We start from the raw sequence: 15,110 nt of genomic DNA on the forward strand, positions 1-15,110 counted from the left end.
TTTAAATGCTTTTGGATCGATTTGCTTAAACCAATCACCTTGGCCAAATCAAGATAGGTCGGCAAACCCGCCAATGCTGTCAGACCGGTTGTTTTTTTCTCAGCTTCATACTTGAATGGAAGAACTCCTTGTGCCATAATAACTTCACCTCGTTGATGATAGTTTTGTTTTGCTACAATCTATCTATCACCCTGATTCTTCAGGATCAACGAGGTTTTTACTTTTTTTGACGGTGAATCAGGGTTCACGAATGAGGGCCGGGCTTGCGCAAACGCTCAGGATGAGGTATTCTTAACCCGATAATTAAACAGAGACCATGGGGATGTCGGCGTAAGCACTTAAAGAACCAACCATTTATTCATAAAAGCATATGGGCAGAATCATTCAGAAAACAGGCGTGAAAGGCAGTTTGAAATGGATCCAGGCGCTTGTAAATGAACAGCCCCATTTGCTGGATAAGCCCATAAAAAAAATCATCGGGGCTGATAAGGGTCGTAACATTGAGTGGCTTTCGCCCCATGTGAATGACGATTATGCAGAATATCGCGACCAGGCATTTCTGGATCTTCTGGGAATCAAGCTGTCCAAAAAAAAACTCAAAGATTTCTGGCCCAATCGCGGCCCCCAGTGGGATGCGTTGGGCCGAACAGGCAATGAGGCTTATTTTCTGGTTGAGGCAAAAGCCCATGTTTCAGAAATCATCTCATATTGCCATGTATATTCTCCTAAATCCAAAACGCTTATTAAAAAAAGCCTGAAACAAACTCAAAAATATTTAGGCTTGGAAACCCGGAGCGATCTTACCCGGGGCCTTTATCAATACGCAAACAGATTGTCACATCTTTATCTGCTGAGGGTTTTAAACGATGTCCCGGCTTACCTCGTTTTTGTTTTTTTCATCGACAACCCTACTCATATTTCGACGTCAAAAGCTGAATGGACCGCCGCACTTGAGGCCATGCGTTCTTTCCTGGGCGGATACAGCCACAAACTTTCCAAGTATGTCATTGACGTTTTTGTTGATGTTAACAACATTTAAAACGGATCGGATTTCTGGTTTTATCATTTTCGCATGGGGTGTTTCCGCCCCTCCCTACCCTTTTACCACAAATGGAGTATCCCGATGGCACCCACTGAGAAGCGGATCGCTGAACGCATCCCTCTCTATATAATATTATTTTCAGTGCTGATACATGCGGCTTTATGGAATATGCCTGTCCACGCATTGAGCAATGATCAAAAACCGAAAAATTATCAAATCCACACGGTAAAGGCGGGTGACAGTCTTTCAAAAATAGTTTACCGATACTATGGGGATTACACTAAAATCGCCTCGGTCGCCAAATCAAACCATATCAAGGATATTAACAGGCTTAAAATCGGTCAGAAGATCAAAATACCTGTTCTTTCATCAGAACCGCATCAAAAATCTTCAAGTGTGGTTGAAGAGGGATTGGATGCATCAGAACAGGGCAAAGCTGAAACACTTGAAGAAACAGGCCTGAACAAAGGGCCGATATATCTACGACTGGGTCGTCCCACAGTAATTTTCATTATTATATGCCTCTTTACAATGCTGGTTTTGGCCTTGATTAAATGGTTGGGCATGAAGGACGTTCCCCATCCCCCGAAACCCGATGATGAGAGAAGACTTGGGTTTAAGAGACCTAAATGGCGGATGAAGTGATTTGGGGAACGTTGTTTGCCAATGGGAAAAATATCATGCGCACGTTCCTGCCTGTGCGGGAATGACAAATGGTAATGAAATGCCTGTCCGTTTAATTGCCGGTCTATTACGGGCACGATACATTATTTACTTGCAGGAACAAAACTTCACAGGAGCCAGGCGATGGAAATCGGTCTCATTTTGCTGGTGATTGCCGCCTTTCTGGCGATCTGATTTATTGCGATCTACAACGGCCTCGGTCCGGTTTGTCATGCGGATGGGCTACGATCGCAAGGCCTTTGCCGCCGCTATCCTGAACATGGCGGTCAAAGGCTATCTCACCATCACCGAACGGGATGACGGCAAGTACACCCTGGAGCGCGCAGGCAAAGCGGACGCCGCCTTGTCCAAGGGCGAAAAGGACGCTGCCGCGAAACTGTTTCAATCCCGAAACCGCTTGACGCTGACGAATGACTACCACAAGGCCATCGGCGGCGCCAACAAGGCCCTTAAAGCCAGCCTGAGCGCCGAATATGAAAAGGTCTATTTTCTTAAAAACAAGGATTATTTCATTCCCGGCATTGCGCCGACGATTTTTTTCGTGGTGATCCAGGTGCTGTCCGGCAGGGAGGCCGCCGGTGCGCTGTTTATGACAATCTGGCTTTCGGGTTGGACAATCGGCTGCACAGTTCTGGGGTTGATGGTGTATGCGGCCTGGGCCGGCCGGAACATCAGCACCGCCGTTTTTATCAGCCTTTTCGCAACCCCCTTTTTTTTGGGCGAGATTATGGGAATAGTGATGCTGGCGGATGCAGCCAGCCCGGCTGTGCCCGCGACCCTGGTGCTGCTGGCCGGGGTCAATCTTTTATTTTACCAGCTTTTAAAGGCGCCGACCCGGGCCGGCCGCCGTCTGATGGATACCCTGGAAGGGTTTCGCATGTATCTTTCCGTAGCCGAGCAGGATCGTCTGGAACTGCTCAATCCGCCCGACCGCACCCCGGAGCTGTTTGAAAAGCTGCTGCCCTACGCCCTGGCGCTGGACGTGGAACAGCAGTGGAATGAAAAGTTCGCGGATATACTGGCCCGGGCTGAAAGAGAAAAGACCTATCGTCCGGGGTGGTATTCGGGCCGCACCTCGCTGAACAACCTGGGGTCAAGCCTGGGAAGCGCCTTTGCCGGCGCTGTTTCCGCTTCCACCAGCGCGCCGGGTTCGTCCTCCGGCAGCGGCGGCGGCGGTTCTTCCGGCGGAGGAGGAGGAGGAGGCGGCGGCGGCGGGGGTTGGTAGGCGGGGAAATTGAGAGGGAGTGACGAGGGACGAAGGGACGAATGACGCGGAAATAGCCATACGTAATGGTTTCGGCTGAGAAGAATTGAACGCGCTCTAATTTGCTCAAACAGTTTGCCGACCGAAACAGAACCATCCGACGCCTGGCGTACAAGCTATAAACAGCATTCAATGAGAACATATTTTTGACAACCACGCTAAAGGTTGAAGTTGAGAAAGAGATTAAACCCGGCCTGAAAGCGGAGAAAATTTATGCCTCGGTTTATGTATTCAAACATAGAAAAAGAAATGGAGGTCTATGGCTATGACACGGTGGTAAAGAGCCATTGCCGCATGTGTCATGGCGGATGCGGTGTGATTGTTTACCTCAGGAACGGAAAGATCGAGAAGATCGGCGGTGATCCGGATTGCCCGATCAACCATGGGACGCTTTGCTCAAAGGGAATCGGGGCGGCGCAGCTGGTCTACCACCCGGACAGATTGAGCCATCCGGTCCGCCGGGTCGGACCCAAGGGGAGCGGCAAGTGGCAGCGCATTTCCTGGGATGACGCCCTGGACACCATTGCCGAAAAAATTTTGTATTTCAAGGAGACCTTCGGCGCGGAATCGATTGTGCCCGGGTACGGCACGGGGCGGGAAAACGAAGCCGTAATCTATCGTTTTGCCAATCTCCTGGGTACGCCGAACGTGCTTACGGCCGGTCATTTTTGCTATGGACCCAGAATCGCCACCACGATCATCACCTGCGGCACCAACCCCATCGTGGATTATGAAAACAACCCCAAATGCATCATGGTCTGGGGAAACAATGTGGTGATCAGCAATCCCGACTGCTACAAGGGTGAACCGTTTTCCCAGGCCCTGGATGCCGGCGCCAAACTCATTGCCGTGGATCCCAGGCTCACCCGCATCGCGGCCCGGGCCGATATCTGGCTTGCCCTGCGGCCCGGCACGGACACGGCCCTTGCCCTGGGAATGCTCTATGTGATTGTCCATGAGGAACTCTACGACAGGGACTTTGTTAAAAACCACGTACACGGGTGGGCGCCGTTTGTGGAGCGTGTTAATGAATACCCCCTGGACAGGGTTGAAAAAATTACCTGGGTTCCACAGGAGAAGGTTCGGGCGGCGGCCCGTCTTTTTGCAACCACCCGGCCGGCGGCCGTTCAGTGGGGCGTTGCCATCGAGCAGCAGGTCAATTGCGCGGACAACAACCGCGTGCTTCTGGCCCTGATGGGCATCACCGGCAACATCGATGCAAAGGGCGGACAGGTCCTTTTTAAGCCCCCGAAGATTGTCAACGTGGGCCGGTTCGGGGCCCACGACATGCTCCCCAAGGCACAAGCGAAAAAGCGATTGGGGGGCGACCGTTTCAGACTGGCCGGAAATTTTGCCATCATCAACCCCAAGTGCGTCTGGGATGCCATCCTTGAAGAAAAACCCTATCCCGTGAAGATGCTCTTCTTTATCAGCTCCAATCCGCTCATGACCCGGGGCAATGCAAAGGAAGTATTTCGGGCGCTCAGCGCCGTTGAATTCATGGCCGTGTCGGATTTTTTCCTGACGCCCACGGCGGAGCTTGCGGATATTGTGCTTCCGGCGGCCACCTGGCTTGAGATGGACTACATCGCGGACTTCTGGAAGCGGCACGGCTACATCTTTCCCAGAAGGAAGGCCGTTCAAATCGGGGAATGCCGTTCGGACCACGAGATGATCAACGACCTGGCCCACCGGGTCGGCCAGAGCGCCTACTGGTGGGACGACTTTGAGGGCGGCCTGGACCATATCCTTGCCCCCATGGGGATCAGGTGGAGGGATTTCAAGGAAATGGATTATCTCCGGGGTGAAGTGGCCTACCAAAAGTACAAGGAAAAAGGCTTTTCCACACCCACCGGAAAATTCGAGCTCTATTCCACGCTCCTTGAAAAGTGGGGATATGATCCTTTGCCGCAATTCAGAGAGCCGCCGGAAGGCCCGGTCAGCACGCCGGCGCTTTATGGGGAATATCCCTATATACTGATTACCGGGAGAAGGAGCCCCGGATTTTTCCACACGGAAAATCGCCAGCTCTCCTGGCTGCGGGAGCTCCAGCGGGACCCGCTGGTGGAGCTCCATCCGGAGACCGCCGCAAAAGAGGGCATCCGGGAAGGGGACTGGGTGGTGATTGAATCTCCCCGCGGCCGGGTCAGGCAAAGGGCCAAATTCTTTGCGGGTATGGACCCCAGAATCGTATCGGCGGAACACGGCTGGTGGTTCCCGGAAAAGAAAGATCCGGGGCACGGCTGGGAGGAGTCCAACATTAATATCCTGACGGGCAATGCCTATGCCCATTGTGATCCGGCCATGGGCGCCACCCATGTTCGAACGCTTTTGTGCAGGATCAGCCCGGAGACTTAGTGTGCTGTTCCACAAAAAACAACGTATTTATGAAAATATGTACTTAGGCAAAAGAAGAGAGGAAAATGAAACCCTATAGATTGATAATCGACCACGAATCCTGCTGGGGATGCAGGACCTGCGAAGTGGCCTGCAAACAGGAAAACAACGCCCCGGAGGGCATCCGGCTCATCAAGGTCCTGGAAGAGGGCCCTCGGATAATAAATGGCCAACCTGAGTTCATGTATCGCGTCAGTCTTTGCCGACACTGTGACGAGCCGGCCTGTGCGGCGGCGTGCCCGGATGCGGCCATAACCAAAAGAGATGACGGCATTGTTGAACTGGACAGCGAAAAATGCACCGGATGCGGCCTCTGCCTGGACGAATGTCCCTACGACGCCATTGAACTTGACCCGGACATGGATGTTACCCTCAAGTGCAATCTCTGTTTCCACCGGGTGGACAACGGGCTCATCCCGGCCTGCGCGGATAATATCTGCCCCGGGCATTGCATCTATTTCGGCGATCCCGATGCGATTCAAAGGGAGATTGCGGAAAAGCACACCCGCCGCCCAAGGCGATCCGCTGCAGCCATCGGGTCATAGACGCGGTCTTAAGAAGATGGGTTCTATAAGGAGATTGTATCATGTCCGACAGTTGCATCCACATCGGTGAGATGCTTTCAAGAAACGCGCGGATGTATCCCGATGACATCGCGCTGGTGGAACGGGTGCCTGCTGAAAAAAAGCGCCGGGAGATTACCTGGAAGCAGTTTGACGAAGGCGCAAACCGCTTTGCCAACCGGCTCCTGGAAAAGGGCATCTGCAAAGGCGACAAGGTCGTTCACCTGATGATGAATTCCATTGACTGGCTCATCGCCTATTTCGGGATCATCAGGACCGGGGCCTGGGTCGTGCCCCTGAATTTTCGGTTTGCAGGCGCCGATATCAAATACTGTATCGATGTGGCTGAGCCGAAGCTCGTGCTCTTTGGAGAGGAATTCACCGAGCGCATCCAGGCGATCCGGGACCAGATTCATGTTCAGGATTTCATTTTTGCCGGAAAAGACTCTCCGGATTTTGCCGAACCCTTTCAGGAACTGATGGCGGGCGCGTCTTCCGCACCTATTGACGTGGCACTCAACCTGAACGATTCGTGCGCTCTGTATTTTACCTCCGGGACCACCGGACAGCCCAAGCCGATCCTGCTCACGCATAAGAATCTGGAATGCGCCTGCATCACGGAGAATATCCATCACGGTCAGAAAAAGGAGGATAATTTCATACTCATTCCGCCCCTGTACCATACCGGCGCCAAGATGCACTGGTTCGGGAGCCTCATCGTCGGCGGCCGTGCAGTGATCCTCAGGGGCATTTCTCCTGAATGGATATTCGAGGCGGTGAGCGAGGAAGGCGGAACCATCCTCTGGCTCCTGGTGCCGTGGGTCCAGGATATCCTTGTGAAGCTGGATAGGGGCGACATGCGTATCGAGGATTATCGGCTGGATCAACTGCGTCTCCTGCATATCGGGGCCATGCCGGTGCCGCCATCCCTCATCAAACGCTGGAAAAATTATTTTCCCCATATGGACTATGATACGACCTATGGCCTGAGCGAGGCCACGGGCCCCAACTGCGTCCACCTGGGCATTGAGAATCTCCATAAGGTCGGCGCCATCGGCCGGCCCGGATTCAACTGGGAAACGCGAATCGTCGATGAAGCGGGAATCGACGTCTCCCGGGGAGAGGTGGGAGAACTGATTGTCCGGGGCAGCGGTGTCATGCGGGAATATTATAAGAATCCGGCGGCCACTGCCGCTGCGATCAAGGACGGATGGCTCTACACCGGGGACATGGCCAGAGAGGACGCAGACGGGTTTATATTCCTGGTGGACAGAAAGAAAGACGTGATCAACTGCGGCGGCGAAAATATATTCCCGGTGGAGGTGGAAAACCATATCCATACCCACCCCGATGTAAAGGATGCAGCCGCCATCGGATGTCCTGATGAGCGTCTGGGAGAGATCGTCGGCATCGTCATTGAAACCGTACCGGGAAAGACCCTTACCGAGGAGCAGGTCCTGGCGTTCTGCGCGGAAATGCCCAGATACCGTAGGCCGCGAAAGGTCTTTTTCGGAAATATTCCCCGCAACCCCACGGGCAAGATTGAAAAGGTCAAACTGAGGAAACAGTATATCGGGGCGACAAATCCATAACGCAGGGATTGAATCCCGATCAGATGCAGAAAAAATTTCTCAGGGTAAAAATATTAAATGCCCGCCCCGGGCGAATTTTATTTGACTTCAAGGGATTGCACTTTTATAATCAGCAACTTTCGGCGTGCGTTCATTTTACCTTTAATCAAACAAGGGAGGGTGCTATGAAACAATTCCGTTTAGTGTGTGCGTTGCTCACCGTTTTTTTTCTGGCCGCTTCTCCGGCAATCTGTGCTGACAAATACGATTTGAAACTGATGACCGGCCCCATGGGCGGCTCCTGGTACCCGCTGGGCGGGGCCATCTCGGATGCCGTCCAGAAAGCGATTCCAGGGGTGACGCTGGCCGTAACCCCCGGGGGCGGCGTTGCCAATGTGGAAGGGGTCCAACTCGGAAAAGCCGACCTGGGCTTTTCAAACTCCAGTTCAGGAGTGGACGGCGTTAGTGGACGTCCCCCGTTTAAAAGCAAAATGGACAAGGTGCGACAGCTGGCCAACCTGTACCCGCAATATTTTCAAATGGTGGTTCCGGCGGACAAGGGCATCAAATCAGTGGCCGACCTGAAGGGAAAGGTCATCTCTCCGGGCCCCAAAGGGCACACCGGTGAGTTTGCCTCCCGGCAGCTCCTTGGAATTTACGGGCTTTCCTACAATGACATGGCCAAGGTGCACCATGTGGGTTATAACGACACCGTTTCATTGATGAAAGACGGCCATTGCGATGGATTTCTCCTGTGCACCACGGTCCCGGCCTCCTCGATCATGGATCTGGCTTCCACCCGCAAAATCGACCTGATCAGTATGCCCGACGACAAAATCAAGGCCATGCAAAATCTGAATTCCGGATACATACCCAGAAAGATCCCCAAGGGGACCTATCAGGGGGTCGATCACGACATTGCCGGTTTCGGATTTTTTACGCATCTGATTGTCAGTACCGACCTCCCCGATGAACTGGTCTATAAAATAACCAAAGCCATGGTTGACAACCTGCCCAACTATGCCAATGTGGTTTCCGCCATGAAGGGGTTAACAGCCGAGGACCTGGCCCTGGACATCGGAGTTCCTTTCCATCCCGGCGCGCTTAAATACTACAAGGAAATCGGCGCCATCAAATAGGACCTGCGCCGATGTTTCAGCGCAGCTTGAAAAAGCAGATTCGATATATGTTGGCAATATCACGTGGGTGGGGCTCCCGGGATGCGGTCGCGCCTGGGGGTCCCCCACGCGGTTAAGAAGGACCGAATTCCAATGCGCACGCCGCCGCTGCCGCGTGTCGACGGGCCAGGGGCTTGTGCATTGCGGCCGGAACTGATTCGGAACGGATCTTTCCCTGCAGAACAATGACTTCTATAGCGGTTGTCAAAAAAACGTTCCGTTATCTCAACGTTTTTTTCTAAAACCGCTTATACCGCAATTCATTCTCGGAACTTTATTATGGAAAGCGGTATACCTGCCACGCCGGAATATTGCCATACACGGGCCTCATTGCGGGCAGCATTTAAATCTTCGCGTCACGATTTGTTATGCGGCATCCCGATATCGGAACGTGACAGCCGAATATACCCTCACCGGAAAGGGCATCCGATGAAGAAACTGATCAGTGCTACTGGAAAGACGGTAACCGTTCTGGCCGTTGTCATGTCCCTTTATCATCTCTACACGGCAGCCGTCGGCCTGCCCGAGGCCATGCTGCACCGCATCACCCATCTATTGTTTACGCTGGGTTTGATCTTTCTGATGAACATCTCGAGCCGTACCGAAAAAGAGAAAATAAAAATTACTTCGGATGTGTTGCTGCTGGTGTTCACACTGTGGTCCCTGGTGCATCTGTACGTGAATTATGACTACGTGATCACCCGTTATCCCTATATTCATCCCCTGACCCCCTGGGACTTTCTGCTGGGAATCCTATTGACGCTGCTCCTTCTGGAAGCTTCGCGCAGAGTGATCGGATGGGCCCTGCCCCTTACCTCGATTGCATTTCTACTGTACGCGATATTCGGCAATTATCTGCCGAATATGATCCGTCATACGGGGTTCAGCATCGAAACCATTGTCGATCAGCTCTATTTGACCACCGAGGGGATTTTCGGCATTCCCCTGGGCGTCTCCTCCACCTATGTCATCCTCTTTGTCATCTTCGGCGCGTTTCTCGAACGGTCCGGAACCGGCCAGTTCTTCATGGATTTTGCATCGGCCCTGGTGGGGGGGTCGACCGGGGGGCCCGGAAAAATCGCCGTCGTCTCCTCAAGCCTGTTCGGGACCATCTCCGGCAGCGCTGTGGCCAACGTCATGGTCGATGGCTGGCTGACGATTCCGCTGATGAAGCGGACCGGGTTCAGGCACGAATTTGCCGCCGCCGTCGAGGCCACCGCTTCCACCGGCGGGCAAATCATGCCGCCGGTCATGGGGGCGGCCGCCTTCGTGATCAGCGAGTTTACCGGGATTCGCTACATCGATCTTTGTAAACATGCCCTGATTCCGTCCATTCTTTATTATCTGGCGTTGTTCATGGCCATCCACTACGAGGCGACCAGGACCGGACTGCTGGGTCTTCCCAAATCGGAAAGGCCCAACCTGAGCGATGTCCTGCTGGCAAAGGGACACCTGATGATTCCGCTGCTCGCCATCATTTATTTCATGCTGGCCGGTTACACTCCGATGTACGCCTGCATCTATGCGACCCTTTCCGTCATAGTGATTTCTTTAATCAAGGCGGACACGCGTATGGGCCCGATAAAAATCCTGCGGTCCCTTGAATTCGGGGCCAAGAATATGCTTCCGGTTGCCTGCGCCTGCGCCTGCGCCGGCATTGTGGTGGGAATCATCAACCTGACGGGCCTCGGACTGAAATTCACCGGCATGATTCTTCACTTTTCCGGGAATTCGCTGGCACTTGCGCTGGTCCTCACGATGTTCGCCGGGATCATCCTGGGAATGGGACTTCCCACGACGGCCGCTTACATCGTCCAGGCGGCCCTGCTGATTCCGGCGCTGATCAAGCTGGGCGTTCCGCTGATTGCCGCCCATCTTTTTGTTTTCTATTTTGCCATCATCTCCGCCATCACGCCGCCGGTGGCCATGGCGGTTTACGCTGCCGCCGGCATCAGCGGTTCCGATTTGTGGAAGACCGGTATCGCCGCACTGAAACTCGGGGCCACGGGTTTCATTATCCCCTATATGTTCGTTTACGGCCCCTCGCTCCTGCTGATCGGCAAACCGGTTAACATTTTTCTGTCCATCATCACGGCATCGGTCGGCGTGACATCGCTTTCAGCCGCGCTGGTGGGGTGGTTTTTCAGAAAAACCCATTACGTGGAAAGAGCGATGCTGCTGGCGGCGGCCCTCTTCCTGATCAAGCCGGGGGTTTTAACCGATCTGGCCGGGGCGGGTTTGCTGCTTATCGTCATCTTGTCTCAGAAATTTCGGAAGGTCGTCGCCTGAGCAGCCAGGCTGATGCAATACCCGGCGGCGTCTTGAAAATGGGGCGCGTCGTTTGACCTGCTGCTGCCGGAAAAAATGAAAAGGGAAATAGCAATGACGCAAGATTCAGATGCAAAGATCATGGCCGTTTTCTGCGATTTTGAAAATGTTGCCATCGGTGTTCGCGATTCAAAATATGCCCCGTTCGATATTGTCAAGGTTCTCGATCGGCTGCTGCTGAAGGGAAACATCGTGGTCAAAAAGGCCTACTGCGACTGGGCGCGCTACCAGGATTACAAGTCCGCGATGCATGAGGCTTCCTTTGAATTGATCGAGATCCCCCATGTGCGGCAATCCGGAAAAAACTCGGCGGATATCCGCATGGTCGTCGATGCGCTGGACCTTTGCTACACCAAAGAGCATGTGGACACCTTCGTTGTCATCAGCGGCGACTCCGACTTCTCGCCGCTTGTCAGTAAACTTCGCGAGAACAACAAGACCGTCATCGGCGTCGGCGTTAAAAATTCGACGGCAGACCTGCTCATCGCCAATTGCGACGAGTTCATTTATTATGATGATCTGGTCCGACAGAAAAAACCCCAGCGAAAAACGCCGGCAAGCAAGGCAAAACAAAAGCCTTCCCCCACCCCAAAAAGCAAAGCGGCGCCTCCCGCCGAGGACAAAAAGCAGGAAGCCTGGGATCTTATTGTCGCGACTTATGAGGCCCTTTTACAGGAGCGCGGAGAGGAGGAAAAGATATGGGGGTCCATGATCAAGCAGGCCTTAAAGCGCCGCAAACCGGGCTTTAATGAATCCTATTACGGATTCCGTTCTTTCGGCGCGCTGTTGGAAAGCGCCGAAGCCCAGGGCATCCTGGAGCTTGAACGCGACCAGAAGTCGGGCGGTTTTATCATAAAAATCCCACATACCATTTGATTTTCTTTTGGGTCCGATTCCCCGCGGCTTGCCGCAAGTCGTCATTCCGACGAAGGCGGCTGTGTCGTAATTATAAAAGCCGGCACTTCAATATTTTCCGTCATTCCGGGCTTGACCCGGAATCCAGCATATTCTCATTAATTTGCATGCAAGCTAAAAAAAGATTGCCAACTTAAGTGCGATACGCTATAAGCACGCGTCGCATGAACCACGGGTTGAAACGACCCGTGGTTTTTTATTGGAGGCACAGCTTTTATTTGCTGGAAAACTATATTTGTAGCGGTTGCTAAAAATACATTCCGATTCAGCCGCCGGATAATTCCGTTTCAATCGGCAAAAACTCGCAAATAAAAGCGCGTAACAATTGAACCCGGCGTGGATATCAAGACCGTTTAAAGCGGATCAATTTTTGAATGAATTTAGTCAAATGGATAATGTTCAATTGAACGCGCTCTAATTTGCTCAAACAGTTTGCCGACTGAAACAGAACCATCCGACGACTGGAGTAGCAGTTATATGGAGATCATTCAATTGGAACATATTTGTGACAACAACTAATTAGAAAGTGTGATAAAGGAACAAATTATGATCAGCGCATCCAACGTGGCGCTTGTCTATGGCAAGCGCATTTTATTTAAAGACGTCAATATCAAATTCACCCCCGGAAACTGCTACGGCCTTATCGGCGCCAACGGCGCCGGCAAATCGACTTTCCTTAAGATCCTGTCCGGGGAGATCGAACCCGACAAGGGGACGGTGGGCGCAGTGCCCGGGGAGCGCATCGCCGTCCTGAAGCAGGACCAGTTTGCCTTTGACGAGGAATTCGTCGTCAACACGGTGATCATGGGCCACGAGCGGCTCTATGCCGTCATGATGGAACGGGACGCCATTTACGCCAAGGCGGATTTCACCGAAGCGGACGGCATCCGATCCGGTGAACTGGAGGCGGAGTTTGCCGAGATGAACGGCTATGAAGCCGAGTCTGAAGCGGCGGTTCTCCTCAACGGTCTGGGGATCCCCGAAGCGCTGCGCCACCTGAAGATGAAAGAGCTGGAGGGGGGGGACAAGGTCCGCGTGCTTCTGGCCCAGGCCCTGTTCGGCAACCCCGATGTCCTGCTTCTGGACGAACCCACCAACCACCTGGACCTCAAGTCCATCGCCTGGCTGGAAGATTTTCTGGCGCGCTGCCAGAATACCGTGATCGTGGTTTCCCACGACCGTCATTTCCTCAACCAAGTTTGTACCCACATTGCCGATATCGACTACGGCAGGATCCAGGTTTTTGTGGGCAATTACGACTTCTGGTGTCAGGCGAGCCGTCTGATCCAGAAACAGAAACAGAACGAAAACAAGAAAGCGACGGAAAAGGTCAAAGAACTGACCGCGTTTATCCAGCGCTTCAGCTCCAATGCATCCAAGGCCAAACAGGCCACTTCCCGGAAAAAACTTCTGGAAAAGATTACCCCGGATGAGTTGCCGGTCTCGTCACGAAAATACCCATGGATCGCCTTCCGGTCTGAACGTCCCTGCGGGAACGTGATCCTGGAAATCGAAAACCTCAGCAAAACCATCGATGGGGAAAAGGTTCTCAACAACTTCGGCATGGTGTTGAACGGCGGGGATAAGGTCGCCCTTGTCGGGGACAACAGCCTGGCCAAAACCGCCCTGTTCAGGATCCTGGCAGGGGAGACGGCGCCGGACGCCGGCAGCTTCCGATGGGGCCAGACCGTCACCACCGCTTACTTCCCCAAGGAGAACAGCCGCTTTTTCGAAACCGACATGCCCCTGGTCCAGTGGCTGCTGCAGTACGCGCCGGATGAGGGGGTGAACTTTGCCCGGGGCTTCCTGGGCCGCATGCTCTTTTCCGGGGAAGAGGCCATGAAAAATACCGGGGTTCTTTCCGGCGGGGAGAAGGTGCGCTGCATGCTCTCCCGCATGATGCTGAGCGGCTCCAATGTGCTCCTGCTGGACGAGCCCACCAACCACCTGGACCTGGAGGCCATTACCGCGCTTAACGAAGGACTCATGGCCTTTCCCGAGGTGATTCTCTTCGCCTCCCACGACCACCAGTTTGTCTCCACCGTGGCCAACCGGATTGTGGAGCTTACCCCGGAAGGCGCCATTGACCGGCATATGAACTTTGACGACTACCTGGCAAGCGCTGCCGTGGCCAAGGAGCGGGAAGTCCATTATTGCGGGGAAAGCGCTCTGGCACTCTAAATGGCTAAGCCATGGCGGATAGTGGACAGTATGGCTACCGATGAGGGGCTTCTCGATCTTCGGCAGCGGGGCGAGACGGATTTTCTTATCACCGTTGATGGCCGGGTTTTGATGAACGCCTCGGCCAACAGGTCCGAGATCGTTTTGGCGGAGCTGGCGTGTGAGCCGCTGAAGCATAAAAAAAATCCCCGGGTGCTGGTGGGCGGCCTGGGCATGGGTTTCACCCTGAAGGCGGCCATCGACAATCTCCCGGCAGATGCCGAGTTCGTGGTGGCTGAACTGAACCCGATAGTCGTCACATGGTGCCGGGGGCCGATTGCCCATCTCACCGGCGGTGCAGTCGACGACCCGCGGGTCAAGGTTGTGATCGATGATGTGGCTGCGGTCATTCGTGATGCGGCAACAAAGGAGAAGAGAGATTGCTTTGACGCCATCATTCTTGACCTGTACGAAGGTCCCCATGGGCGGGACCAGGGCAGGGGGGAATATCTGTACGGCGATAAGGCGCTGGCCTTAAGCCGTTCCGCTCTGAAGGCGGGCGGGGTTTTTGCGGTTTGGTCCGAAGATCCGGACAAGGTCTTTGAAAAACGGTTGAAATCTGCCGGATTCTCTGTACACCGGCAGCGCCCGGGCCGGGGCGGACGCAGGCATGTGGTTTATATCGCCAGGAAAACCGCCGGCTCTCGATCCGGCGAACCCGGAAAAACTGGAACGGCCGGCCGAAAACCCCATAAAACCAGATCAATATTCCATTAGTTTTGATATAAACCCTCCACCTGGTGGAGGACTCCCGCCCTGGCGGGATTCTACCGATCCGGTGATAAAGAACAGGAAAAAAAGCAGTGCCGGGGCCGAATCGAGTGGACACCGGAATGCCTCAAACATGCTTCCCCCTTTGCAAAGCTGATCTTTGGACACACTTGACACAGGGGGTCTGAGGTGTTATATATGGTGTATGTATGTTTCTGGTCAACATTTTTCGCAATC

Annotated in this window: 11 protein-coding genes; all 11 read left to right on the forward strand. The window is 53.6% G+C overall.

Features of this window, described 5'->3' with window-relative positions; translation table 11 throughout:
- The first annotated feature begins 397 nt into the window (after positions 1-397).
- The 11 genes from P1P89_18805 to P1P89_18855 all read left to right on the forward strand — a co-directional run bounded on the left by P1P89_18805 (position 398) and on the right by P1P89_18855 (position 14,879).
- Positions 398-1,039, forward strand: coding sequence for a hypothetical protein (locus tag P1P89_18805; protein ID MDF1593563.1), 642 nt, complete (start codon positions 398-400; stop codon positions 1,037-1,039).
- Between the two features lie 84 nt (positions 1,040-1,123).
- Entirely contained in the window at positions 1,124-1,687 is a 564-nt protein-coding gene (locus P1P89_18810) for a LysM domain-containing protein (protein MDF1593564.1), read from the forward strand.
- Positions 1,688-1,904: 217 nt separating this feature from the next.
- The gene (locus tag P1P89_18815; GenBank protein MDF1593565.1) at positions 1,905-2,951 is read left to right on the forward strand and encodes a DUF2207 domain-containing protein; all 1,047 of its coding nucleotides are present in this window, start codon (positions 1,905-1,907) and stop codon (positions 2,949-2,951) included.
- A gap of 252 nt (positions 2,952-3,203) precedes the next feature.
- The gene (locus P1P89_18820; GenBank protein MDF1593566.1) at positions 3,204-5,348 is read left to right on the forward strand and encodes a molybdopterin-dependent oxidoreductase; all 2,145 of its coding nucleotides are present in this window, start codon (positions 3,204-3,206) and stop codon (positions 5,346-5,348) included.
- A gap of 65 nt (positions 5,349-5,413) precedes the next feature.
- Positions 5,414-5,932, forward strand: coding sequence for a 4Fe-4S binding protein (locus P1P89_18825; GenBank protein ID MDF1593567.1), 519 nt, complete (start codon positions 5,414-5,416; stop codon positions 5,930-5,932).
- 41 nt (positions 5,933-5,973) lie between these two features.
- Complete coding sequence (locus tag P1P89_18830; protein ID MDF1593568.1) at positions 5,974-7,542, forward strand: class I adenylate-forming enzyme family protein; 1,569 nt, start codon at positions 5,974-5,976, stop codon at positions 7,540-7,542.
- A gap of 164 nt (positions 7,543-7,706) precedes the next feature.
- On the forward strand, positions 7,707-8,660 hold the full coding sequence (locus P1P89_18835; GenBank protein MDF1593569.1) for a TAXI family TRAP transporter solute-binding subunit: 954 nt from the start codon (positions 7,707-7,709) through the stop codon (positions 8,658-8,660).
- Between the two features lie 468 nt (positions 8,661-9,128).
- On the forward strand, positions 9,129-10,988 hold the full coding sequence (locus P1P89_18840) for a TRAP transporter permease (protein ID MDF1593570.1): 1,860 nt from the start codon (positions 9,129-9,131) through the stop codon (positions 10,986-10,988).
- A 93-nt stretch (positions 10,989-11,081) separates the two neighbouring features.
- Positions 11,082-11,903, forward strand: coding sequence for an NYN domain-containing protein (locus tag P1P89_18845; protein MDF1593571.1), 822 nt, complete (start codon positions 11,082-11,084; stop codon positions 11,901-11,903).
- A gap of 585 nt (positions 11,904-12,488) precedes the next feature.
- Complete coding sequence (locus tag P1P89_18850; GenBank protein ID MDF1593572.1) at positions 12,489-14,123, forward strand: ATP-binding cassette domain-containing protein; 1,635 nt, start codon at positions 12,489-12,491, stop codon at positions 14,121-14,123.
- Entirely contained in the window at positions 14,124-14,879 is a 756-nt protein-coding gene (locus P1P89_18855; GenBank protein MDF1593573.1) for a spermidine synthase, read from the forward strand. It begins immediately after the preceding gene.
- Positions 14,880-15,110: the final 231 nt, after the last annotated feature.

Source organism: Desulfobacterales bacterium (assembly GCA_029211065.1).
Classification (GTDB): Bacteria; Desulfobacterota; Desulfobacteria; order Desulfobacterales; family JARGFK01; genus JARGFK01.